17 protein-coding genes are annotated in these 24,789 nt (G+C 41.2%); 14 read left to right on the top strand and 3 right to left on the bottom strand.

Going from position 1 to position 24,789, the window contains the following annotated elements; translation table 11 throughout:
• Positions 1-274 precede the first annotated feature (274 nt).
• The 9 genes from P2W76_RS03320 (at position 275) to P2W76_RS03280 (ending at position 15,175) form a co-directional block, all read left to right on the top strand.
• A complete protein-coding gene (locus P2W76_RS03320) occupies positions 275-1,510 on the top strand; it encodes an aspartyl protease family protein (protein WP_276346065.1) in 1,236 nt (411 codons plus the stop codon).
• Between the two features lie 93 nt (positions 1,511-1,603).
• On the top strand, positions 1,604-4,114 hold the full coding sequence (locus P2W76_RS03315) for a zinc-dependent metalloprotease (protein WP_276346064.1): 2,511 nt from the start codon (positions 1,604-1,606) through the stop codon (positions 4,112-4,114).
• A 91-nt stretch (positions 4,115-4,205) separates the two neighbouring features.
• On the top strand, positions 4,206-5,069 hold the full coding sequence (locus tag P2W76_RS03310; RefSeq protein ID WP_276346063.1) for a phosphodiester glycosidase family protein: 864 nt from the start codon (positions 4,206-4,208) through the stop codon (positions 5,067-5,069).
• A 110-nt stretch (positions 5,070-5,179) separates the two neighbouring features.
• Positions 5,180-8,557 carry a DUF4175 family protein gene (locus tag P2W76_RS03305; protein ID WP_276346062.1) on the top strand — a complete coding sequence of 1,126 codons (3,378 nt, stop codon included), beginning with the start codon at positions 5,180-5,182 and terminating at the stop codon, positions 8,555-8,557.
• Positions 8,554-8,985, top strand: a complete 432-nt coding sequence (locus P2W76_RS03300; protein WP_276346061.1) for an ATP-binding protein — start codon at positions 8,554-8,556, stop codon at positions 8,983-8,985. The genes P2W76_RS03305 and P2W76_RS03300 overlap by 4 nt, the downstream gene beginning before the upstream one ends.
• The gene (gene ybeY, locus P2W76_RS03295) at positions 8,985-9,416 is read left to right on the top strand and encodes an rRNA maturation RNase YbeY (protein WP_276346060.1); all 432 of its coding nucleotides are present in this window, start codon (positions 8,985-8,987) and stop codon (positions 9,414-9,416) included. The genes P2W76_RS03300 and ybeY overlap by 1 nt, the downstream gene beginning before the upstream one ends.
• Before the next feature lie 177 nt (positions 9,417-9,593).
• On the top strand, positions 9,594-11,447 hold the full coding sequence (locus P2W76_RS03290; protein ID WP_276346059.1) for an ABC-F family ATP-binding cassette domain-containing protein: 1,854 nt from the start codon (positions 9,594-9,596) through the stop codon (positions 11,445-11,447).
• A gap of 97 nt (positions 11,448-11,544) precedes the next feature.
• Complete coding sequence (mnmG, locus tag P2W76_RS03285) at positions 11,545-13,407, top strand: tRNA uridine-5-carboxymethylaminomethyl(34) synthesis enzyme MnmG (protein WP_276346058.1); 1,863 nt, start codon at positions 11,545-11,547, stop codon at positions 13,405-13,407.
• A gap of 133 nt (positions 13,408-13,540) precedes the next feature.
• The gene (locus P2W76_RS03280) at positions 13,541-15,175 is read left to right on the top strand and encodes an Ig-like domain-containing domain (RefSeq protein WP_276346057.1); all 1,635 of its coding nucleotides are present in this window, start codon (positions 13,541-13,543) and stop codon (positions 15,173-15,175) included.
• Here the strand turns inward: P2W76_RS03280 and P2W76_RS03275 are convergent.
• Positions 15,156-15,677, bottom strand: coding sequence for a gamma carbonic anhydrase family protein (locus P2W76_RS03275; RefSeq protein WP_276346056.1), 522 nt, complete (start codon positions 15,675-15,677; stop codon positions 15,156-15,158). The two genes, P2W76_RS03280 and P2W76_RS03275, sit on opposite strands and share 20 nt — an antisense overlap.
• A gap of 9 nt (positions 15,678-15,686) precedes the next feature.
• Entirely contained in the window at positions 15,687-17,276 is a 1,590-nt protein-coding gene (gene nadB / locus P2W76_RS03270; RefSeq protein ID WP_276346055.1) for an L-aspartate oxidase, read from the bottom strand.
• A gap of 409 nt (positions 17,277-17,685) precedes the next feature.
• Between nadB and nadA the strand changes: the two genes are divergently transcribed.
• The 4 genes from nadA (at position 17,686) to thiL (ending at position 21,816) form a co-directional block, all read left to right on the top strand.
• Positions 17,686-18,678: a quinolinate synthase NadA gene (gene nadA / locus P2W76_RS03265; protein WP_276346053.1), complete on the top strand. Its 993-nt coding sequence runs from the start codon at positions 17,686-17,688 to the stop codon at positions 18,676-18,678.
• The gene (locus tag P2W76_RS03260) at positions 18,678-19,925 is read left to right on the top strand and encodes a dicarboxylate/amino acid:cation symporter (RefSeq protein ID WP_276346052.1); all 1,248 of its coding nucleotides are present in this window, start codon (positions 18,678-18,680) and stop codon (positions 19,923-19,925) included. The genes nadA and P2W76_RS03260 overlap by 1 nt, the downstream gene beginning before the upstream one ends.
• Entirely contained in the window at positions 19,922-20,632 is a 711-nt protein-coding gene (locus tag P2W76_RS03255; protein ID WP_276346050.1) for a L,D-transpeptidase family protein, read from the top strand. The genes P2W76_RS03260 and P2W76_RS03255 overlap by 4 nt, the downstream gene beginning before the upstream one ends.
• 137 nt (positions 20,633-20,769) lie before the next feature.
• Positions 20,770-21,816 (top strand): thiamine-phosphate kinase, encoded by a 1,047-nt coding sequence (gene thiL / locus P2W76_RS03250; protein ID WP_276346049.1) that lies wholly within the window; start codon positions 20,770-20,772, stop codon positions 21,814-21,816.
• A 638-nt stretch (positions 21,817-22,454) separates the two neighbouring features.
• Here thiL and rmuC read toward each other — a convergent pair.
• Positions 22,455-23,783, bottom strand: a complete 1,329-nt coding sequence (rmuC, locus tag P2W76_RS03245) for a DNA recombination protein RmuC (RefSeq protein WP_276346048.1) — start codon at positions 23,781-23,783, stop codon at positions 22,455-22,457.
• A gap of 291 nt (positions 23,784-24,074) precedes the next feature.
• Between rmuC and P2W76_RS03240 the strand changes: the two genes are divergently transcribed.
• Positions 24,075-24,761 carry a zinc metallopeptidase gene (locus P2W76_RS03240; RefSeq protein ID WP_276346047.1) on the top strand — a complete coding sequence of 229 codons (687 nt, stop codon included), beginning with the start codon at positions 24,075-24,077 and terminating at the stop codon, positions 24,759-24,761.
• The last annotated feature ends 28 nt before the right edge of the window (positions 24,762-24,789 follow it).

Here is a 24,789-nt window from a genome sequence, read left to right as displayed (position 1 = left end):
TGCTATGATCTCCAAACAACAGACTGAGGTCAACACGAAGAATGTATTAATTGAGGAAATAACTCTAAATTAACGGTGTCTTAAAAATGGGAAGGCTACAGGATTTCTTCACTGTTCACAACCTTATCAGAAACAATGTTAGTAGGATAGCTCTCATAATTAAAAACAGGAAACTATTCAGAAGATTTGAATCGGATTAAAATATTATGACGTAACTTGTTTAGACATGTTTAGTCTTTTAAATAAACTCGTCTGTTCGTTTCCGCGGACTTTTATGATAAGTTCATTTATCATACTGGTGGAGTTTGTTTTTTTAACGACTGAAGTATCAGCGCAAAGCTTTGAGTTCCCGGGGCGGCGTAAGAAAGAGGTTGTTCCATTTAAGATGGTTAAGAACCTAATGATCATTAAACTTACGGTAAACGGGAAAGGGCCTTTTAATTTTGTGCTGGACACGGGAGTCGGACTTTTTCTTATCTCAGATCCCAAGCTTATCGATTCGGTTTCTATAAGGAACTTAAGGAGCATTAGTATAACCGGTTTCGGAGAGGGTGAACCTTTGAGTGCCTACGTTACTCCATCCATTGACGTAGGCTTCGGCAGCACCTACGCAAAGGGCTTACCGGCTGCGATCCTTAAAAAGGACATTTTCGAATTATCAAACTATGTTGGAATGCCGGTCCATGGCTTAGTTGGATATGAGTTTTTTAACAGCTTTATTGTAAGGATTAATTTTACCCTGAACACGCTGACAATATACAAGCCTGAAACACGATTCATTCCGAGAAAGGGTTATCGAATTCCCTTATCCATTGAAGACAGAAAGCCATACGTTTTTTCTGATATAGAATTAACATCTGGTGAAAAAGTAACTGCAAAATTGATACTGGACACGGGTGCCGGCCATCCGCTTTCACTTGAGACTCATAATGGACTGCCTTTTCGGGTGCCGGAAATTAGTATTGAAGGAAATCTTGGAATAGGGCTTACCGGGCCAATCAGTGGCCGCATAGGCCGGATTTCATCAATTACGTTAGGAAAATACCGTCTCGAAAATGTCATTGCCGCCTTTCCTGATTATGAAGACGTGGGTTCAAAAGTTTACTCGATTGCCAGAAATGGTAATATGGGAATAACAGTACTAAAGCGGTTTAACGTTGTTTTCGATTACAGTTCGTCGGCATTATATATAAAGCCCGGAGTCGTACTAAATGAACCTTTTGAACACGATATGAGCGGGATGGAATTAACCTCTGCGGGCGAAAAGTATGATCGGCTTTTGGTAAGCCGCGTTGAACCAGGCTCATCTGCTGCAGAAGCAGGTTTAAGTAAGGACGATGAAATTCTTGCTATAAATTTCAGGCCGGTTTCTGAGATGAGTGCTTCAGATATTGATAATTTATTCCGCTCAAAATCAGAGCGAAGCTTTATTATTGACGTTTTGCCGCATGGCACTAAAAACATCAAAGATAAGGAAAGGATCATTCTTACGCTTAAAAGGAGGATTTGATCATCTGGCAAATAATAGTTAGTCAGTTGTCCATTATTCGCTTCAAACTATACATTTGTAGATTGCATTCCACTAACCCAATTACAAATTAATATGAAAAGAAATCTACATCGCGTGTGGTATATCGCTTTTGCGTCATTATTCGCCTCTTTGAATTTTAGCAATGTGCTCGCACAGAATCGAAACAATCCCATACCGGCACCGGCAACAAGTTCAACGCCCGCGCCCGCTTCAACAGCACCCAAAACAGGTATCCGCCCGTATAAAGAAGTTATTACAGACAAAGCGAAGACCGACAATGGGCTTTTCAAGGTTCACCGCCTGGATAATAAATATTTCTATGAAATACCAGATTCGCTGTTCGACCGTGAGATGCTGGTCGTTACGCGCTATGCCAAAACCCCGACAGTAGACGGTACGTATGGTGGCGAAGAATTGAACGAGCAAGTATGGAAATGGCAGCGACGCGACAGACAAGTATTCATCCGCGTTCCATCTTATAGAAATATTGCTTCGCAGGAGACGGAAATGTTCCAGGCTGTTAAAAATTCTAATCTTGATGCGGTTCTGTCATCTTTCGACATAAAGGCTCTAAATACAGATTCCAATTCGGTAGTAATCGATGTAACCGACCTGTACTCCAAAGATGTTCAGTCGCTGGGATTGCCACAGGCACTGCGCACGCTTTACAAGATCACCACGCTGGATGAAAACCGTACGTACATTGATACTGTCAAATCTTTTCCAATAAATATCGAGGTGCGTTCGCTAAAAACCTACCGCGCGACTGATCCTCCCGGCGACAAATCTATTGGGTCTATGACCGTTGAAATCCATAATTCAATGCTTCTTCTACCCAAGGTAGCTTACCAGGCACGTTTCGCGGATGACCGCGTTGGCTTTTTTGGTCAGAGTCAGACGGATTACGGCCTGGACGCGCAAAAAGCAAAGGTTACCCGTTACATTCGCCGCTGGAAGCTTGAACCCAAAGATCCTGCTGCCTATAAACGCGGCGAATTAGTTGAGCCAACAAAACAAATCATTTACTATATCGACCCGGCCACTCCGGCAAAGTGGAGGCCATACCTTATCGCGGGTGTTAAAGACTGGAATGTTGCTTTCGAAGCCGCCGGATTCAAAAATGCAATCACTGCTATGGAAGCGCCGGTAAACGATCCTGATTGGTCTCCTGAAGATGCACGTTATTCAGTAATCCGGTACTTTGCATCAAATATCGCAAATGCTTATGGTCCGCATATTGCCGACCCTCGTTCGGGAGAAATAATCGAATCCGACATTGGTTGGTATCATAATGTTATGAACCTGGTCCGGAATTGGTTTTTTGTTCAGACTGCTGCTATTAACCCGGATGCACGGACGCCCTCATTCAAAGATGAAATTATGGGTCAGCTTATCCGTTTTGTATCATCCCATGAAGTTGGACATACTTTAGGTCTTCCACACAACTTTGGCTCAAGCGTAGCTTATCCGGTTGACTCACTCCGGTCGCCATCATTTACGAAAAGAATGGGAGGTACCGCACCTTCAATTATGGATTACGCACGTTTTAACTATATAGCACAACCTGGTGACGAGGGAGTGATATTGTATCCGGGCATCGGAGATTATGACAAATGGGCTATTAAGTGGGGGTATACCTGGTTCGACAACCTAAGTCCTGAACAGGAAGCCAAGATCCTGAATAAATGGACCGTTGAAAAAGCCGGCAACCCGGTTTACTTTTACGGACAACAAACAGGAAACCCTATAGATCCGCGCTCACAATCTGAAGATCTGGGCGATGACGCTGTAAAAGCCTCGATGTATGGGATCGCCAATCTGAAGAGGATTGTACCCAATATTGAAAAGTGGACTTATGAGGAAGGGCAACCTTATAGTAATCTTCAAGAATTATATGGAGAGGTTTTGACCCAATGGAACCGGTATATGGGCCATGTGCGTGCTAATATCGGCGGCATTTACGAAGACGACAAAACCTACGAACAGGAGGGGTCGGTCTACACTCATGTTCCGCAGTTAAAACAAAAAAATGCTGTTAAATTTCTTAACGAACAGGCATTTGCCACTCCTTTCTGGTTACTTGATCACAAAGTCCTGAATAAATTTGATAATGCTGGTATTGTAGAAAGATTGAGACGAACCCAGGTTGGTGTGTTAAATGGCATTCTGGACTTCTCACGCCTCAGCAGAGTTATCGACAATTCGGTCAAGAACGGTTCTGAGGCCTACGGAATGGATGAACTATTTGCCGATTTAAGAAAAGGGATCTGGTCTGAGTTGAGAAGCGGCAGCAACATTAATACCTATCGGAGAAACCTTCAGCGGGCCCACATCGAGCGAATATCATATTTGCTTAATGAAAACGAACCGGCACTCCCAGGCCAGCCACAGGGACAGCAGTCAGCCTTGTCACCTCAAATGGATGTATCGCAGTCTGATGTGCGACCGATGGCACGTTATGAATTAAAAATACTGGCAACCGAGGTAAAAGCTGCCCGGCCGAAGTTCAGCAACTCGCTAATTCAATCACATCTTGACGATATCCTGGTGCGGATTGAAGAGGCCCTGAATCCTAAAAAGTAAGACGGTCATGTTCTAAAGCGCCGCCAAAATTAGTTTGGCAGCACTTTTTTTTAATACTGAATCAATAACTTCGCGCTTTATATTACTCTTTATGAAGTCACTTTTTATCACAATCCTTATTTCAGGATGCTTATCCGGGCAGGTTATTGCTCAAAATGATTCCATCACAGTTGTTAAAGCATCCTGGAAAAAAGAAAAAATCGCCCCAGGTGTTTTTCTTAAAACTTACTGGTTTAACAATAACAGTCTTTTTGGTTCTAATCAAAACGTTAGCATTGTAGAAATAAAACCAAGGAAAAATCTAATGTTGGATCTTGGATATGAAGCAAAAAAAAACACCATAACCAGTGAGTTTGGCAAGTCGACAAATTCAATAGCGGCTCTGAATGGCACGTTTTTCGATATTGCCAACGGCGGCTCTGTAGATTATATTAAGGCAGACGGCGTGGTTATCAATGAAAACAGGCTCGGTAAAACAGGCCAACGTGCCGGACATCAAAGCTCGGCGCTGGTTTTCAACAAAGGAAGGCTGCATATTGCTAAATTTAACGGCAACGCTGATTGGGAGCAATCTCTTCAGGGTGAAGACGTGATGGTCAGCGGACCGCTGCTTATACTCGACAAACGAGAAGAAAAACTAGATTCCAACACATTTAATAAAACCCGTCATCCAAGGACGGCGGTGGCTGTAACCAAAAACAATCGAATTCTTTTACTGACAGTAGATGGCAGAAATGCAAATTCTGCCGGGATGAGCCTTTTTGAACTCACGAGGCTGATGCGCTGGTTGAAAGCCGATGATGCTATAAACCTTGACGGCGGCGGGTCAACAACTTTGTGGGTGAATGGGTACGGAGGAAATGGCGTTGTAAATTATCCCACCGACAATAAAAAATGGGATCATGAAGGAGAACGCAAGGTTGCAAATGTTATTCTTTTGAAGAAGAAAAGATGACCGGACAGGCATTCAATTGATAATCATATTTCCTGAACTATATTTTTACATACGGAATATTCCTATTTTTCGTTAATTTCATGTTATATTATTATACGTGAATACTAACCATGGGCAGGTCTGCTGATAATTACGCGTATCTTATTCAGAAAATCGATGGATTTATCCGTAAATATTACCTGAATAAAGTTGTAAAGGGTGCCATCTTTATGGCAGCATCCCTCTTTGCAGCTTATATCTTAGTAACCATCGCCGAATATTATTGGCGTTTTGACCCCTTGGCGAGGACATTTTTATTCTACACCTTCATTTTAGGAAACGTTACTATACTTATCACATATATAATATTTCCCCTTTTATCCTATTTCAAACTTGGGAAGTCGATCAGCCATGAGCAAGCGTCTGATATAATTGGGGATCACTTTGCGCCTGTAAAGGACAAGCTTTTAAACACTTTACAATTAAAAAAGCTTGCCGACATAAACCCCGACCAGCGCACATTAATTGATGCCAGTATAGATCAGAAAATTTTGGAATTGCGGCCTGTGCCTTTCACTTCGGCTGTACATATAGAAGATAATAAAAGGTATATTAAGTACGCTTTGGTGCCTCTTTCGGCTATAATAATAATCTTCTTTGCTGCGCCATCTATTTTAAGCGAGGGTACCGAGCGTCTTTTAAATTATGACAAAAGGTTCATTAAAAAAGCGCCTTTCAGCTTCGAAATCCTCAATGACAACCTTTCTGCTATCCAGGGTGATGATTATACACTAAAAGTGAAACTAAAAGGGAATGAGATACCCTCCGAGCTTTACCTTGAAGATGGGGCGAACACCTTTAAACTTGACAAGGAGAATATAATTCTTTTCAATTACACCTTTAAAAATGTTCAAAAATCTAAAACGATACGTTTGAAAGGCGGAGAGTTTAGCTCTGAAGATTATACTCTTAGTGTCAAGGCACGTCCGACATTATTAAATTTCGATATATATCTGGAATATCCTTCTTATTTAAACAAGCCTAACGAAAGACTGCAAAATTCAGGTGATCTGAGCGTCCCCGTCGGCACTAAAGTTAACTGGAAATTCAACACCCGTAGCAGCGATCAACTGGATGTAAATATAGACAAACAGCACTTCAGGATTCAGGAATCCAATAAAGGTTTGTTTAACTTTTCATACCGTGCGATGAAAAATTTAAGTTATAAGATCAGGCCGGTAAGTAAAGATGTTTCCACATCAGATTCGGTGTCATATCAGCTGCGTGTTATTCCGGATCTTATGCCTGCAATCGACGTCACGGAGCGGCCGGATTCGGTAAACACCAAGGTGCTTTATTTTGTGGGCCAGGTGAATGATGATCATGGTTTTTCCAGGCTCAATTTTAACTATAAAGTATTGCCGGCTGGAGGAGCCTCAGCTAGTGTAAAACCCGTGATAAAGACTTTGAATTTTGATAAAAACGCCCTTCAAAGTAGCTTTTTCCATATCTGGGATGTAAATGATGCTAAAGCCAATCCGGGTGATCAAATAGAATACTATTTCGAGGTATTTGACAACGATGGAGTGAATGGCGCTAAAGCCAGCAGATCTGCCGTCAGGACTTATAAGATTGCGTCTGAACGTGAGGTGGAAAAGCAACTCGAAGCCAATGCGGCGCAGATTAAAGAAAAAATGGAGCAAGCTATCCGTCAGTCGTCCCTTGTAGAAAAGGAAGCTAAAAGATTAAATCAGGACCTGCTTAATAAAAAGAGCCTTACTTACGAAGAGAAAAAACAGATAGAAAATCTTCTTCAGAAACAAAAGGAGCTCGAAGAATTGGTTAAGGATATTCAAAAAGAAAACAAACAAAATCTTTTTGAGCAAAATGAGAATCGGGAACAGAATGAAAATATCCTCGAAAAGCAAAAACAAATTGAAGACTTATTCAACAATGTTCTTGATGAGAAGACACGCGAGATACTGAAGAACATTGAAAAATTGCTTGAAAAGAATAATAAGGCAATGACCCAGGAAGAATTGTCTAAAATGCAGTTAGACAATAAATCGCTTCAAAAGGAGCTGGACAGGATTTTGGAATTATATAAGCAGCTCGAATTCGATCAAAAACTTACAGAGGCTATAGATAAGCTAAAAGAACTCGCTGAGGCTCAGGAGAAGTTAAGTGAAAAATCCCGGGACGAAAAGATTGAGAACAAGGAGCTGAAAGATACTCAACAAAAGCTGAAAGATACGTTTAAGGATCTGAAGGAAGACTTAAGGGAACTGGAAAAAAAGGACAACGACCTCGAGCAAAAAAACGATTTTGAGAATCCGGAGAAGGAGCAGGAAAAGATAGATCAGGAACAGCAAAGAAGTTCTGATAATCTGGAAAAGAAAGACGGAAAAAAAGCGGCACAAAACCAGAAGGCGGCAGCAGAGCAAATGAAACAGCTTTATAAGAAACTGGAGAGTATGCAACAGGAAGGTGAGGAGCAGGAAAATGAGGTTAATATTAAGAGCCTGCGTCAAATATTAGACAACCTTGTTACAAGTTCCTTTGATCAGGAAAAAACAATGCAGGCTATTCGCGGAATTAATACCAGCGATCCGTCTTATGTGCTGCAAACCCAAAAGCAAAAAGATATTAAAGACAATCTGAAAATGATTGAAGACAGTCTCTATTCGCTTAGCAAAAAAGTGCCGCAAATTCAGTCTGTTGTGAATAAGGAGGTCCAGGCTATTAACTTCAACGTCAGTAAGGCTATTGAAAGCTTGGGAGAACGTCGTACGGCCGAGGCAAATCGCAATCAGCAATTTGCTATGACTTCCATTAACAACCTTGCATTAATGTTAAATGAGGCTCTTGACCAGATACAAGAGGCACAGCAAAATGGCAAGCCCGGAGGCAAAGGGAAACAGAAGAAACAGAGCCTGTCTCAATTGAGCAAGATGCAGGAGCAGCTAAATAAAAACATGCAAAAGGCCCGGGATGAGATGCAAAAACAAAACGGGCAGCAAAGACCCGGGCAGCAGGGCAAAAGCGGACAGGCTCAGGGTCAGAATGGCCAGGGGATGAGCGAACAACTCGCACGGATGGCTCGTGAGCAGCAAATGATACGGCAAGCGATGCAGGAAATTAACAGGATGGAAAATAAAGACGGTAAGAGTGGCCTTGGAAATCTTAATCAATTAGTGAAAGAGATGGAACAAACGGAGACCGACCTCGTAAACAAGAAGATTCAGCAGGAAACCCTGAACAGACAACAGGAGATATTAAGCAAGTTGCTGGAGGCAGATAAAGCCGAACGTGAGCGTGAACAAGATGAGAAAAGGGAAAGCAAGGAGGGGATAACTCCTGCTCCGGATTATAAAATTATCCTGCAGGAATATCAGAAAATAAAGCAAAAAGAAACCGATCTGCTTAAGACTGTACCCCCTTCATTAAATTCTTTTTACAAAATTAAGGTCGGTGATTATTTTAAATACTTAAATTCGGGTAATAAATGATTAATCAGACAGAGTTTTCAGATAATACAGCGCTGCACACGTTACAGTTACCTTCCAGAATTGACAGTATTACCACGCTCGAAAATTTCATAGATAACCTTAGTGTTAAATATAATTTCAACGATGAAATATATGCTAATGTCCTTACGTGCCTGAGCGAAGCCGTTGTTAATGCTATAACACACGGTAACCGCGAAAACCCGGATAAAAAAGTATATGTTAATCTCGAGGTCGTGGAGGATAAGCGCTTGATTTTTACTGTATCAGATGAGGGAGAAGGCTTTGATTTCAACAATATTCCCGATCCAACAGCACCGGATAATTTGGAAAACCTTACCGGGAGAGGTGTTTTTATTATAAAACGCCTGGCCGACCAGTGCATTTTCAACTCCAGGGGAAATGAGCTTGAATTACATTTTAAGATTTAATGCCCCGCATTCCTATTAACTTTTTTTCAGAAGATATACCCTTCAACGTCAAGAAGAAAGGTCGTTTGCGGAAGTGGGTCAGTGAAACTATAGAATCTGAACATTTTATCCTGCACGAGCTCAATTTGATATTTTGCAGCGATAATTATCTGTTGACTATTAACCAGCAGTATCTTAATCATGATACCTTAACTGACATAATTACTTTTGACAACAGTGACCAACCGGGCTATATAGTTGGCGACATTTTTATAAGTATTGACCGGGTTCGCGAAAATGCGCTAATCTTTAACGTGGCTTTCAATGATGAATTGCACCGTGTCATTATTCATGGTGTCCTGCATCTTCTAGGCTATCCTGACAAAGGAAAGTCGGCCAAAGCAATAATGACCGGCAAGGAAAATTATTACCTGGATAGAAGACCTGATTAATTTCAGAAATCAATTTGAGGGCTCTGCGCATCCATGAAGCAAAGCTTATCACATTTATTCCACAAATGTAATTTGTACCTTTGCATTTGCTTACGATAAGCTCAATTATCCAAGAGCAATAAGCAGAACAATCATAACTACAACCAAATAAAAACTCTTCAATAATTAAATCATTACGTGAGCATTTTATCTACCGAACAATTAGGCCATTCTTTTAATGATAACTGGCTGTTTTCTGACCTATATTTCGGGATAAATAAAGGGGAGCGCGTCGCATTGGTCGGTATTAATGGTACTGGAAAATCGACCCTTCTCAAAATACTTTCGGGTGTACTGGCGCCATCAGTTGGGAAGGTAGTTACCGAGCGGAATTTAAAAATCGGTTACTTAGAGCAAGATCCCCAATTTAACGACCATGAACCCATTACTGATTTCATTTACTCCATCGATAATACACGTCAACAGCTTATAAGAAAATACGAAGAGGCTGTTAATCAACCTGTTGCAGACAACAACCTGCTTAACACGCTGATGGACGAGCTGAGTTCCGAGAACGCCTGGGAATATGAATATGAGATAAAAACTATTCTTGGCAGGCTGGGTATTCAAAATCTTGAACAGAAAATCTCCACTTTATCCGGGGGACAACGAAAACGGCTTGCTCTGGCAAAACTTTTAATCGATGATCCGGATGTGTACATATTGGATGAACCGACCAATCATCTTGATATAGAAACAATAGAATGGCTTGAAAGCTATCTGACAACCGGGCAAAAAAGCATTATACTAGTTACTCATGATCGGTATTTTCTCGACAATGTTTCCTCTCGCATCATAGAACTTGACCGGGGAAGGCTACAGGCATTTAATGGCAATTACAGCTACTACCTTGAAAAAAAAGCTGAGCAAACCGCAGCAGAAGATGCATCATTCAGCAAGAACGTTAATCTATTAAAAAAAGAACTTGAATGGATGCGGCGGCAGCCAAAAGCCAGAACGACCAAATCAAAATCAAGGATAGATTCCTTTTATGAACTCGAGGGAAAAACTAAGGAGAGAGCGACGAAGTCAAATTTGGAATTAAGTGTCAACGTGTCCCGCCAGGGTAATAAAATTCTTGAGCTTGACCGTGTAAGTAAATCTTTTAACGGAAAGCAAATTATAAACGACTTCTCTTATACTTTTAAAAAGGGGGATCGAATTGGTGTTGCGGGTAAAAACGGAACCGGCAAATCGACATTGCTGAACATCATAACCGGGGCGCTAAAACCCGATAGCGGATCTGTTAGTGTAGGCGAAACAACGGTTTTCGGATATTACAGGCAGGGAGGTCTTGAATTCAAAGAAGAGGAGAGGGTTATCGATGTAGTTAAAAATGTCGCAGAATATATTACAATGGCTGATGGAAAGAATCTAACCGCCAGCCAGGTACTCACCCATTTCCTGTTCCCTCCCGCAAAACAATACGGTTTGGTCAACAGGCTTAGCGGCGGAGAAAAGAAAAGACTTCAATTAATGCGGGTCCTTATGAAGAACCCAAACTATATGATACTCGATGAGCCTACCAACGATCTTGATATTGATACCCTAAACGTTCTGGAAGACTTTTTGATCAACTTCCCTGGTATTTTGATGCTTGTTTCCCACGACAGGTACCTTATCGACCGTTTAACTGACCAGCTGTTCATTCTGGAAGGAGAGGGAAGAGTGAGAGTTTATTCCGGTAATTATACAGACTACAGGCTTGAGCAGGACGACCTTAAAAAACCAACTAAGGTTAATCCTGCTCAAGAGATCAGACGCGAAAACATTGCGCCTTTAAAAAAGAAACTTTCATTCAAAGACGAAAAAGAGTTAAAAGATATCGAAGTCTCGATAAAATTATTAGAGGCTGATGTCGTTAAACTTACTGAACGTTTAAATTCCGGAATAACTGATCATATAGAGCTTTCTGAAATAGCCACTGCTATACAGGCCAAAAAGGAAAGTATTGATGACAAAACACTTCGATGGCTCGAACTAACAGATTAATATTTCAAGCTGTTACGAAGCATGTTCACATGTTTCACGTGAAACATGAATAATTTTAGTGGTAAATTTGTAGTTGTTCCACGTGGAACATTAAATTATGTTTGAAAAATACGATATAATTGTCGTTGGCGCAGGCCACGCCGGATGTGAGGCTGCCGCTGCTGCTGCAAATCTGGGATCTAAGGTCCTCTTAATTACAATGAATATGGGCACAATAGCCCAAATGAGTTGTAATCCCGCCATGGGTGGGGTAGCAAAAGGCCAGATCGTTCGTGAGATAGATGCTTTGGGGGGATATTCTGGAATCATCTCCGATAAAACAACCATTCAATTCAGAATGCTTAATAGTTCCAAAGGGCCAGCTATGTGGAGTCCTCGTGCCCAAATCGATCGAATGAGGTTCGCTGAAGAATGGAGGCTAATGTTGGAACAAACACCAAATGTAGACTTCTGGCAAGATACCGTAGTAGGCCTTTTAACTGAAAACGAAATGGTCTGTGGCGTAAAAACTTCATTGGGAATTGAAATTAAAGCTAACGCGGTGGTATTAACCAACGGTACGTTTCTTAATGGACTCATCCATATTGGCGAAAAGCGGTTTGGTGGAGGAAGAACCGGCGAGAAAGCAGCCACGGGAATCACAGAGCAATTAGTAAACCTGGGATTTGAAGCTGGGAGGATGAAAACCGGTACACCTCCCCGCGTCGACGGAAGGTCACTCGATTATTCAAAAATGGAAGAGCAATGGGGCGATCCCAAAAGAGGCAGATTTTCATATACCGATGTCGACCTACCGGCCGATCAGCGCTGCTGCTGGATAACTTATACCAATAGCAACGTTCATGAAACCCTAAAAGAAGGATTTGAAAAGTCGCCAATGTTTACCGGTCGGATCAAAGGACTTGGTCCAAGGTACTGTCCGTCCATTGAAGATAAAATAAACCGTTTCGCAGAACGGGACCGGCATCAGATCTTTGTTGAACCAGAGGGTTGGAACACCGTAGAAATATATGTAAACGGTTTTTCAACATCGCTTCCTGAAGACGTCCAATACCGGGCTTTAACCCAAATACCGGGCTTCGAGAATGCTAAAATGTTCAGACCGGGGTACGCTATTGAATATGACTTCTTTCCCCCAACACAATTAAAGCTTAGTCTGGAGACTAAGAAAATTAAAAATCTATTTTTTGCCGGCCAAATTAACGGCACTACTGGCTATGAGGAAGCAGCCTGCCAGGGTTTCATTGCCGGAATAAATGCTCATCGAAGTATAAATCAGCAAGAGTCACTTATTCTGAAAAGAGCCGAATCGTATATTGGAGTTCTTATTGATGACCTTGTTACCAAAGGAACCGAGGAACCCTATCGCATGTTTACTTCCCGAGCTGAGCATCGATTACTGCTGAGACAAGATAATGCAGATGTAAGGTTAAGTCCAATAGGTCATGAACTCGGCTTAATTTCCGACCAACGCTTAAGAAAAGTAGAAGAAAAGGTCGAGAATGCTGAACGTATAGTGAAATACCTCAAATCTACCTCAATAGAACCGGAAAGGGTCAATCCTGTTCTTGAAAAAGCAGGAACACCGGGAATAAGTCAAAGCGTTAAAATGGTCCAGCTCATCACCCGCCCTCAAATCGGATTTGACAATATCCGTGAATCGGATACTGAACTTGACAGGCTCTTAAAAGAATTTGATTTGGAAACGGTAGAACAAGCCGAGATAAAAATAAAATACGAAAGCTACTTTGAAAAGGAATTAGAAATAGTAGCCAAAATGAAGAAAATGGAAGATCAGCACATCAATACGGAATTTGATTATTTAAAGCTTGTATCCCTTTCAAAAGAAGCACGAGAAAAGCTTATGAAAATAAAGCCGCAAACCCTTGGACAGGCGTCACGAATTTCGGGCGTTTCGCCCTCAGATATTTCAGTTTTAATGGTTCATATGAACAGATAAGCTTTAACTATCTGTTTTTCAGCGACTTATAAAACAATCGGCGTGAATTAATTTGATGCGCTCTAAACCACTTTCTCCTATCAAATATACATAAACCTCCGAATCGACATATATTCTCTCTAAAGGCTTATAAATGGCAAATTTTCAAAGGCATATATTTCTTACCTATCTTCTATGTGTAACTATGCTGTTTATCCTGTTTACATCGTGCGCCAGCATACAATCTCCTACCGGAGGGCCCCGTGACAGCATCCCGCCAAAAATTCTGAAAGAAACTCCCAAAAATCTGACCCGGAATTTTTCTGCACAAGAGATCCATATCGAGTTCGACGAATTTATAAAACTTAGCAACGAATTTACCGAAGTAAGCATTACACCGGCACTTGAAATATTCCCGGAGTTCAAAGCCAAAAAGCAACGCCTGGAAGTAAAATTTAATAAGCCCCTTGAGGCAAACACAACGTATACAATAAACTTTGGAAAAGCTATAGCAGATGTCAACGAAACGAACGTCCTGCAAAATTACACCTATGTCTTTGCTACCGGAGACGAGCTCGATTCCCTTTCCTTAAGCGGAACAGTAAAAAATTCACTGACCCGCGAGAACTTAAAAGATGTAACAGTATTTATCCTACCGCTCAGCCAGGATTCACTTTTTGGAAAAAAAAGAGCTAGCTTCTTCACTACCACAGACTCAGCTGGCAGATTTAGTATGAAAAATCTGCGTGAGGACACCTATAGAATTTACGCCCTGAACGAGCAGGGTGGTGGAGACCGTATATATAATGGTCAAAATGAAGAGATAGGTTTTCTGAAGGATCCAATTGTCCTGAACAAAAATATTAATGACATACAGTTAGAAGTATTTAAGGCAGTTCCAAGAGCATTTGCGGTAACAGACAGAAAAATAGAATCCGATGGCCGGATATTGCTCACCTTCAACAAGCCTCTTCAGAAGCCACAAGTTGCTATAATACAACCTGTGGAGCTTGATCTTCGAAAGAAATATGAAATAAACAATACCCGGGACTCTGCCTTTATATGGCTCCATGAACTCACATTCGATTCGCTTAAAGTTATGGTTTCTGATAACGAAATACCCGTAGATACAGTAATCCTCAGGAGAAATAAAAAAGACACCTACGCTCGTTCGGTACTTATTACTGATAACATTACAGGAACCAAGTTAAAACCAAAATCCGACATTACCTTACGAATGTCGGCTCCTGTAAGAACTGCTCAGGAATCGCAAATTATTCTAATGGAGGATTCTGTCGTCGTACAGTACCAACTAAGCCGGATAGACAGCGCTCGCCTGTATAGACTCCGGTACCCCTGGAAGTTAGGTAAAGAATATATTCTGCGATTTAATGAGAATGCCTTTACCGATATCTTTGGAAACAGATCCAAATTATATATCAAACGGTTTACCCTTGATACTGAAGAAAACTATGGAAACATCACCATTAAGGTGCAAACACCTGATAGTTTAAAAAATTATATCGTTCAATGGATGGATGAGAAAGAAACCATTTACAGGCAGGATGTAGTGAGTCAGAATACAACACTCCATTACTTAACCTATCCAACCGCAAAATATCGCATAAGGGTGATCTATGACGAAAACAAAAACGGGATATGGGATACCGGCAATATATATGAGAAGCTACAGCCGGAGAAAGCCTGGACGTTTGACAAGATAATTTCACTGCGACCCAATTGGGATCTCGAAGAAACGCTGGTTATACCTAAACCTGATCCGGGCTAAACCAACCAGAATACATGATATAATTTTGCGGCAATTTTCGTAGCATTTCCATCTGTTCTTCACTAAGCGGCTTAATCTTACGGGCTGGTATCCCGGCATATAGATATCCGGATTCGCAAATTGTGTTCTCCAACACGATGGCCCCCGCGCCAATAATGCAGAAATCCTGAACAACAGCCTTATCCATCACAATCGCTCCCATGCCAATAAGAACGTGATCGTGTAATTTACAGCCGTGAACCAAGGCATTGTGGCCTATCGAAACATTGCTTCCAATATCGGTTCCTGCCTTTAGATAGGTACAATGAATCACAGCTCCATCCTGTATGTTTGTATTGTTGCCGATTCTGATATAATTCACATCACCTCTCACAACAGCATTGAACCATACAGAGCAGTTTTCGCCCAACACAACATCTCCAACAATAGTTGCATTTTCTGCAACAAAACAATTCTCACCTATCTGAGGACTTACATCTTTAACTGGAAGTATTAACGGCATGTCTGAAAACTAAAAAACGGTATCATGTGGTTCCTGCGCGTGTGCCTCGTAATCAGTGGTATAGTGGAGGCCCCGGCTTTCTTTACGCAACATTGCCGACTTAATTACTAAATAGGCATTCTGAATTACATTTCTAAGCTCGCACAACTTAACAGATAAAGTCGTTTTCTTATAAAAACTTTCTGTTTCCTCATGAAGAAGACCGAGCCTTCTTAAAGCCCGATCCAGCCTGAAATCCGACCTTACGATCCCCACGTAATCACTCATAACTTTTTGGGTCTCCCGGAGGTTGTGTGTTACCAAAATATCCTCGTTTGACAATCTGGTATCGGTTTCGTCCCATTCAGGAATATTATCAGGAATAATATTATCCTTAAAAGTTCTCACAGCATCTTCAAAAATTCTGTGTGCAAAGACCGGTGCTTCCAAAAGCGAATTTGAAGCCAGCCTGTTAGCGCCGTGTAAACCGGTGGATGAGCACTCGCCGCAAGCATACAGACGATGAATAGATGACCTGCCAAACTCATCAACCATAATACCGCCGCACATATAATGAGCTGCAGGCGTTACAGGTATAAGATCCTTTGTCATATCCAATCCGATACTTAAGCACTTCGCATATATATTAGGAAAGTGTTGCAATATGTCCGCCTTATCCCGGTGCCGTATATCCAGATAAACGAAATCATCCCCGGATTTCTTCATTTCCGCATCAATTGCCCGCGCGACTATATCCCGTGGCGCTAACGACAATCTGTCATCATAGTACTGCATGAACTCGTCACCGTTCCTGGTTCTCAGAACACCACCGAAACCTCTCACCGCTTCAGAAATTAAAAAAGATGGATACTCACCTGGATTATATAATGCAGTTGGATGAAACTGAATAAACTCCATATTCCTCACCTTGCCTTTTGCCCTATATACCATCGCTATACCATCGCCTGTAGCTATAACAGGATTTGTTGTGGTTGAATATATATGGCCTGCACCGCCTGAGGCCATTAGAGTTACCCTTGAAAGAAACTTCTCGACTTTACCCGACGCTGTATTCAAGGCATATATACCATAGCATTGAATATCTTCAGACCGCTTATCAACAAAGTCACCAGTATGATGTTGGGTTATAAGCTCAACAGCAAAGTAATGAGTTAATATCTCAATATTAGGGTCCTTATGAATCTTATCCAATAAAGCTCGTTCTATCTCGAAACCGGTTATATCCTTATAATGCAACACTCTGCTTTCCGAATGCCCCCCTTCCCTGGCCAGATCAAAAATACCCTGCTTCGTTTTGTCGAAATGAGTGCCATACTTAATTATTTCATCTATTCTCTCAGGTCCTTCCGTTACAACAATCTCTACAATCCGTTTATCACATAAGCCATCTCCGGCTATAAGCGTATCCTCTATATGCTTATCAAAAGAATCTTCCTCTTTATCAACAACTACAGCAACCCCACCTTGAGCATACTTAGTGTTAGATTCATCTTCATTTGCCTTTGTAACTATCAGAACCTTACCGAATTTAGCAGCCTTCAGTGCAAAACTAAGTCCTGCTATTCCAGATCCTACAACAAGGAAATCAACATTCTTCATGCTATTATATATATGTAAATTAGCTATTGACGCTCTATGTTAACAACACAGTCAAAGATGTTAATTTAGTAGTAATACTAGTTGAATAATTTACAAACAGGTTAGCAATTGAACCGTTTAATCTGAATTTAGTTTATTTTTGAAATAGTTTTGAGATTAATATTGAAAGTATTCCACTTCTTTAGCTTCTAAAAAACTGCACATATAATATTTTATAAGAAATATTAGGAATAGTAAAATATTTAATAATCAGGCAGATAATAGTTAAAAAATGTTTAAATATTGTTAATAATTAATTAAAAACAATTATTTATATAAATAGTATCCTCTTTTTCTAACATAACCAACACCCTAATAAACAATAGAATTTATTCTAAATATTAAATTGTATTTATTGAATAGTTGATAAATGAATACCTTAGACGAACTAAATATTAAAGGTTTTATTGATGAACCGATCGATCCGGCGCTGGATCTTTTTTCTGAGATTAACCGGCTAAAAAAGGAAAAAAATGCTGTTATACTGGCTCATTATTATCAGGAACCTGATATCCAGGATATCGCAGATTACATTGGGGATAGTCTGGGTCTATCCCAGGAAGCAGCAAAAACTGATGCTGACATAATCGTTTTTGCAGGAGTTCATTTTATGGCCGAAACAGCCAAAATATTATCTCCTGAGAAGAAGGTTTTACTTCCAGATTTAAAAGCAGGGTGTTCTTTATCAGATAGTTGTCCGCCGAAGCTATTTGCCAAGTTTAAAGAAAAGTATCCGGATCACCTGGTGATAACCTATGTGAATTGTACAGCGGAACTAAAAGCTTTGAGCGACATTGTGTGTACATCATCCAATGCGGTGCAAATAGTGGAAAGCTTGCCAAAAGATCAGAAGATTATTTTTGGTCCGGATCGAAATTTAGGTGCATGGGTAGCGAGAAAAACAGGCAGGGATCTGGTGCTGTGGAATGGTGCCTGTATGGTACACGAAATTTTCTCGCAGCAACGGATTATGAAGCTAAAAGCCCGGCATCCGGATGCAAAGTTTATAGCACACCCTGAATGTGAAGAGGTAGTATTACAGATGGCCGATTATATTGGCTCGACAACAGGGTTGTTAAAGTACACTATAAACGATCCCGCAAAAGAGTTTATCGTTGCTACAGAAAGCGGAATAATACATCAGATGGAGAAGGCCAATCCGGGTAAAGTTTTTATTCCGGCGCCACCTGATAATGCGTGTGCTTGTAACGACTGCCCGCATATGAAGCGAAACACCTTAGAAAAACTTTATTTGTGTTTAAAGAATGGATTGCCGGAAGTAACTATTCCTGCAGATATAATAGAAAAAGCTCGGAAGCCAATAGAACGTATGCTCGAAATATCAGCTAAACTTGGACTGTAATGGTTTATAAGCGATCCGAGTTTTTAAAGAATTATAGCAGTATAATATTACTTATTATCGGCATAATTTCCGGTACAATACTAGGCTTACTATTAGGTAAGCAAGTTGAAGTTTTAAAACCTATCGGAGATATTTTCTTAAATCTTCTTTTTACTGCAGTTATTCCGCTGATTTTTTTCGCCATATCCTCTTCAATAGCTAATATCGACCGTACGAAGAAGATGGGTAGGGTCATGGTGGTTCTATTTTCAGTATTTGTTGGAACAGTACTGATATCGGCGGTTCTTACTGTATTCGCTGTGTGGATGTTTCCACTTCCGCAAAATATCGAAACGGTATCAAAAGTGGCTGAGGAATTAAAGCCTCAAAGTTTCGGTGATCAGGCGGCAAGCTTATTAACAGTGAATGAGTTCTACGAGCTTTTATCACGTAAAAGTATGCTAGCATTCATTATATTTTCGTTCCTTGTGGGCTTTGCTACATCACGGTCAGGGGAAACGGGAGAACCATTTAAAAAGTTCCTTATCAGCGGTGACGAGGTAATGAAGCAGCTTCTCATTTTAATAATGAAGCTTGCGCCCATAGGTTTGGGTGCTTATTTTGCTTATCAGATAGGCGTATTCGGTCCCCAGTTATTCGGTACTTACGCCCATTCAATGGCGATTTATTATGGTTTAAGCTTATTTTATTTTATAGTTTTCTTTAGCCTGTATGCCTTTATAGCCGGCGGTATTCCAGGTGTTAATATTTATTGGAAAAATAATATAATACCTTCTTTCACCGCTCTGAGCACGTGCAGCAGCGTAGCTACAATTCCTGCCAACCTCGTTGCGGTAAAAGCGATGAAAGTTCCGGATCATATCGCAAATCTGGCGATACCTATCGGCGCTCCTATACATAAAGACGGATCCAGTATATCCTCAATTATAAAGATCGCTGCTGTTTTTGCAATAATGGGCAGGGATTTTACCGATCCCTATACGATCCTGGTGGCCCTGGGTATTACTATAATAGTAAGCACAGTAGAGGGCGGGATACCTAATGGTGGTTACATAGGTGAGATACTCGTTATGACGGTTTACGATTTCCCGGTAGAAATGCTGCCTGTGGTAATGATTATTGGAACGTTGGTGGATCCAATGGCTACGCTTTTAAATGCCTGCGGGGATACAGTATCTGCAATGATGGTAACCCGTTTTACCGAGGGAAAAAACTGGCTTAAAAAAGCTATCGCTACCGGATCATGATATTTTTTATCTCCATATTACTAACCTTTCTTTTTGATCAAACACCGGGTATTCATCAAAAGTTAAAAACGTCTCAGCTTGTTGTTGTGACGACAAACGGGTGGAATAATATCGATGGGAAGATGAGTACTTATCAATGGGAAAATAATAAGTGGTCGCCTGTATTAAAAGATATTCCAATCGTAACCGGTCGGAGTGGTCTAGCATGGGGTAAAGGCCTTCACGATACTGACCTGAATAAAGGTAAACTCAAAAAGGAAGGCGACGGGAATGCTCCCGCAGGCATGTACTATTTAACTGGTCTTTTCGGTTATCAGGATATATCAGCCAAGATGAGTTCTCTTAAAGTCGACGAAAGAACCTTCTGTGTCGATGATGTTAATTCGGGATATTATAACCAGATAGTTAAATCCGACACCGTGCAGAAGGACTGGAACTCTGCGGAGACTATGCGTATGAAAAGCGATGTCTATAAATACGGCATTTTTGTAGACTATAACGTTAACCCGGCAATACCCGGTAAAGGCTCATGTATTTTTATGCATATTTGGAGTAAAAGCACGTCGCCGACTGCGGGTTGTACAGCCATGACTGAAGCTAACATACTAAAGCTTATCGGCTTTCTTGACAAATCCAAAAATCCTGTTTTAGTCCAGGTTCCTCAGTCCGAATATCCCAAGCTTAAAAAGCTCTATAAATTGCCTTAAACCGCAACAGTGTTTCTTCATGCGGGCTATTCCCTCATCCAGCGTTATAAAAATTAACTCATCGTGCTTCTTCTAGGCTAAAAAACAAATTATTCTGCAATGAAAAATTAGCACCTTTGTGTTTTAATAAGGATATCATGTTTGAAAATAAAGGACGTACGGAAATTGAGCAGTTAGGTGAATTCGGCCTGATAGAACATCTTACTAAAAACTTTGAGATAAAGAATAAGTCATCTCTCAAAGGTATTGGGGATGATGCAGCTGTAGTAAGTTTTGGAGACAAAAAAGCGCTGTTTTCCACCGACCTCCTGCTGGAAGGCATCCATTTCGACCTGGCCTATACACCACTAAAGCATCTGGGATATAAAGCCGTCCAGGTTAATCTAAGTGACATTTGCGCGATGAATGGAACAGCTACACAGGTTACTGTGTCCATTGGGCTATCAAGTAAGTTTCCCCTGGAAGCAGTCGAAGAACTGTATCAGGGAATTAGCATTGCTTGTGCCAAGTACAACGTTGATCTGGTAGGAGGCGACACATCGTCGTCAAAGCAAGGCCTTGTCATTAGTGTAACGAGTATTGGATATGCTGATGAAAAAGATATATGTTACCGGAATGGGGCTGGCGAGGGCGATCTTATCTGCGTGTCCGGTGACCTGGGTGGAGCTTATGTTGGCCTGCAGCTGTTAGAACGCGAGAAGAACATTTTTCTGGAAAATCCCAATATACAGCCCGACCTTGAGGGGAAAGATTATATCGTCGAACGCCAGCTGAAACCAGAATCCCGTAAGGATATTGTTGAGGCGTTAAAAGCAATGAAGATAAAGCCAACGTCAATGATTGATATTTCGGATGGCCTGGCCTCCGAGATTCTTCATATTTGTAAACAGTCGGGTAAGGGCTGTAATATCTATGAAGAGAAGATACCAATTGATCCGATGACCTACGACACAGCGCGCGACTTCGGTATCGATCCCACGGTTTGTGCTTTGAGTGGAGGTGAAGATTACGAATTGTTGTTTACCATAAAACAATCTGATTTTGAGAAGATCAGAAATAATCCCGATATTTCTGTTATTGGCCACATTACAGAGGCTTCCGCCGGATGCAATCTTATATCAAAGTCAGAAAAAGTGCATCCGATTAAAGCACAGGGTTGGAATTCCCTGAAGGGTTCTTCATAGTTATCAAATCAAAAAGAGGTGGAACGTTATATCATAAGTGTTTTTATTCTGGCCACGGTTTTGAACGGAGCCAACGCCGCGAAAAGCAAGAACTAACCCAATTCTATGGCGCCGCGGATCCGGTGCGGAAATTAATTTTAAAGAAAATATCCGCCTTAGTTTTGTCAGGAACCACTTTAGGATCATCTATCGTTTGTTCGACGATTATTCGAGACAGATGTGACAATGGTTCGGGAAGTATAGCGGAACTGTTCGGCGGTTGTTCGACTGCGCTTCGACAGTTGTTCGACAGTTGTTCGACTGGAGCGCCTTTTCGTCGAAGGTTTGTCGAAGCGCAGTCGAACAGCAGTCGAACGAATCCCATTTCTTTCTGGCTTCTGTGTGCCTTACTTGCCGACGACGTTATTTTAAGGATCTTTAAGGCCATTTACGGTTTCAGCGGTGCCAACCGTCTAGCGAGGCGGCTATAGTAGCGCCAGTGCCTTAAAACAGCCCAAAAATAAAGGATTAAGAAAGGCATTATTCCAGCTTTTAAATAAAAGGTATCAAGTGGAAAAATGAAGATAATTTTGGATTGGACCCCGAGCCCCGGAAAATTAACTACAAATTAACAGCTTGAAAAAAGCGTAGTTGTTTTATTATTCTTCGTCACCAATTACTCGCTGGTCCAATTGTTTGCTCGTTTTGGCTCCGAGCTTCTTGATTTTTTCTGCGGTGATAGAAAGATTACCCCGGCCACTTGATAATTTGTTTAACGCCCGGTCATAAGCATCCTGGCTTTGCTTTATATTTTTTCCGATACTGTCCATATCGCCAATGAAACCGACGAACTTGTCGTACATTTCACCGCTAAGACGGGCGATTTCCACTACATTGCGGTTCTGTCTTTCCTGTTTCCATATACTCGCTATCGTTCGCAGTGTAGCCAGCAGGGTTGAGGGACTGACAATAACAACACGTTTGTCCCAGGCATTGTTAAACAATTCGGCATCCTTTTGAACTGCGATACTGAAGCATGATTCTATGGGAATGAAGAGCATCACGAAATCGGGGGAGTTGATCTTATACAACTCGCTGTAATTTTTTGACGAAAGATCGTTGACATGATTGCGGATCGATGTTATGTGCTGACGCAGAAACACCTCAGTCTCCTCGTCATTTTCGCAGTTCACGAAGCGTTCATAGGCGATCAATGATACCTTAGCATCAATGATCAGATGCTTGTCATCCGGCAGGTCTATAACTATATCCGGTTGGAACCGGGTTCCCTCGCCGGTTTGCAGGCTAGCCTGGATGCGATACTCCTGATCTTTTACCAGGCCGGAACGCTCAAGTACTCTTTCAAGGATCATCTCTCCCCAATTACCCTGTTTCTTGTTATCTCCCTTCAGCGCTTTGATGAGATTTTGAGTTTCGAGGCTCATCAGGTTAGATTGCTCGATAAGCTGGCCGATATGACCTTTTAGAACATTGCGTTCATCAGATTCAGCCTTATAAACGCGTTCCACTTTTTCTTCGAAAGCCTTGATATTTTCTTTAAACGGATTTAAAAGAATATCGAGGCTGGTTCGATTCTGCTCGGTGAACTTTTTCGTTTTTTCTTCGAGGATCCGGGAGGCGATGAGCTCAAAATCTTTATTAAATTTTTCCTGGTTGTTCTTTATTTCGAGCTTCTGCTCCTCTATTTTTTCTTGCTGGGCTTTAAAGTAAGACCGTGAGCTTTCCAACGATTGCATGGCGTCTGATAGTTTATCGCGTTCCACCTCCAGCTGGACTTTTAAGTAATCGAGCTCCGTTTTCAGGTTTTCAGAACGTTCTTCAGCTCTTGCCCGGGCAATCCAAAGGTCGTCTCTTTCCTGTTTAAGAGTTACCAGATCGCCAGCATGGACTGTTCCAGGACCTTTGCGGAGAAAAAAAAGAATGATCATAAGTAATAAGGCCGCTCCCAGAATAACAGAAATATCCATTGCTAAAAATTTTATCAAAAATACAAATTCGAAAGATATTTATATTAGAGACCCCGTACCCTGAGGGGTTGGGTATGGTTTTGGTCAGGCTATCTTTTCGTACAAAACGAGCATTTGAACGGAGGATAGCCCTTATAAGGTATAGTATTAAGAAAGGATCACTCTGCAACTTTAGCATTGGCGACTGCATAAATGTCATGTTTTTCGATGATCTCGCGAGTTTAAGGTAAATTATTTTTGATTAATTTTATTCGGAATGGTTATTGAATATACCTTACAAAAAACAACACTATGGGATTAATATTAATGATAGTTATTGCTGTAATAAGTTTTGCAGTGCAATGGCGTTTCAAAAGCAAATTCAAGCAATATTCCGAGATGCCCCTGGGATCGGGTATGAGCGGAAAAGACATAGCAGAGAAAATGTTGAATGATAACGGAATTTCGAATGTCCAAGTTATCTCTGTTGAAGGACAGCTGACGGACCATTATAATCCAGCTGACAGAACTGTAAACTTAAGTCCGGAAGTTTATCACGGACGAAGCGTGGCTGCTGCTGCAGTTGCGGCTCACGAATGCGGGCATGCCGTACAGCATGCAACGGCTTATAGCTGGCTAAAGTTCAGATCGGCAGTCGTTCCTGCTGTTAATGTCGCATCACAGATCACTCAGTGGACACTCATGATAGGTGTTATGCTCCTTATTTTTTCAGGTAATATCTTTGTTCTGGCTATTGGTGTAGCTGCACTAGCTTTCGTAACAATGTTTGCTTTTATTACCCTGCCGGTAGAGTTCGACGCCAGTAACAGAGCATTGGCATGGCTGCAAACCAACCGCGGTATTATGCAAACTACAGTTGAAAATGACCAGGCAAAAGACGCACTATGGTGGGCTGCCATGACATATGTCGTAGCTGCACTAGGTTCATTAGCGACCCTTGTATATTACGCAAGCATGCTTGTTGGCAGAAGGGAATAATATTTGGGTGGCCGAAAATTTTATAGAT

The organism is Daejeonella sp. JGW-45 (genome assembly GCF_029360805.1).
In the GTDB taxonomy this organism is placed as follows: domain Bacteria; phylum Bacteroidota; class Bacteroidia; order Sphingobacteriales; family Sphingobacteriaceae; genus Daejeonella.
Note: the sequence above shows the minus strand (reverse complement) of the source record. Positions and strands in the feature narration are given on the sequence as shown.

Excerpts from the sequence above, each read along its gene's own strand:
- P2W76_RS03320 (WP_276346065.1), top strand. The coding sequence starts at position 275 with ATGATAAGTTCATTTATCATACTGGTGGAGTTTGTTTTTTTAACGACT.
- P2W76_RS03315 (WP_276346064.1), top strand. The coding sequence starts at position 1,604 with ATGAAAAGAAATCTACATCGCGTGTGGTATATCGCTTTTGCGTCATTA.
- P2W76_RS03310 (WP_276346063.1), top strand. The coding sequence starts at position 4,206 with ATGAAGTCACTTTTTATCACAATCCTTATTTCAGGATGCTTATCCGGG.
- P2W76_RS03305 (WP_276346062.1), top strand. The coding sequence starts at position 5,180 with ATGGGCAGGTCTGCTGATAATTACGCGTATCTTATTCAGAAAATCGAT.
- P2W76_RS03300 (WP_276346061.1), top strand. The coding sequence starts at position 8,554 with ATGATTAATCAGACAGAGTTTTCAGATAATACAGCGCTGCACACGTTA.
- ybeY (WP_276346060.1), top strand. The coding sequence starts at position 8,985 with ATGCCCCGCATTCCTATTAACTTTTTTTCAGAAGATATACCCTTCAAC.
- mnmG (WP_276346058.1), top strand. The coding sequence starts at position 11,545 with ATGTTTGAAAAATACGATATAATTGTCGTTGGCGCAGGCCACGCCGGA.
- P2W76_RS03280 (WP_276346057.1), top strand. The coding sequence starts at position 13,541 with ATGGCAAATTTTCAAAGGCATATATTTCTTACCTATCTTCTATGTGTA.
- P2W76_RS03275 (WP_276346056.1), bottom strand. The coding sequence starts at position 15,677 with ATGCCGTTAATACTTCCAGTTAAAGATGTAAGTCCTCAGATAGGTGAG.
- nadB (WP_276346055.1), bottom strand. The coding sequence starts at position 17,276 with ATGAAGAATGTTGATTTCCTTGTTGTAGGATCTGGAATAGCAGGACTT.
- nadA (WP_276346053.1), top strand. The coding sequence starts at position 17,686 with ATGAATACCTTAGACGAACTAAATATTAAAGGTTTTATTGATGAACCG.
- P2W76_RS03260 (WP_276346052.1), top strand. The coding sequence starts at position 18,678 with ATGGTTTATAAGCGATCCGAGTTTTTAAAGAATTATAGCAGTATAATA.
- P2W76_RS03255 (WP_276346050.1), top strand. The coding sequence starts at position 19,922 with ATGATATTTTTTATCTCCATATTACTAACCTTTCTTTTTGATCAAACA.
- thiL (WP_276346049.1), top strand. The coding sequence starts at position 20,770 with ATGTTTGAAAATAAAGGACGTACGGAAATTGAGCAGTTAGGTGAATTC.
- rmuC (WP_276346048.1), bottom strand. The coding sequence starts at position 23,783 with ATGGATATTTCTGTTATTCTGGGAGCGGCCTTATTACTTATGATCATT.
- P2W76_RS03240 (WP_276346047.1), top strand. The coding sequence starts at position 24,075 with ATGGGATTAATATTAATGATAGTTATTGCTGTAATAAGTTTTGCAGTG.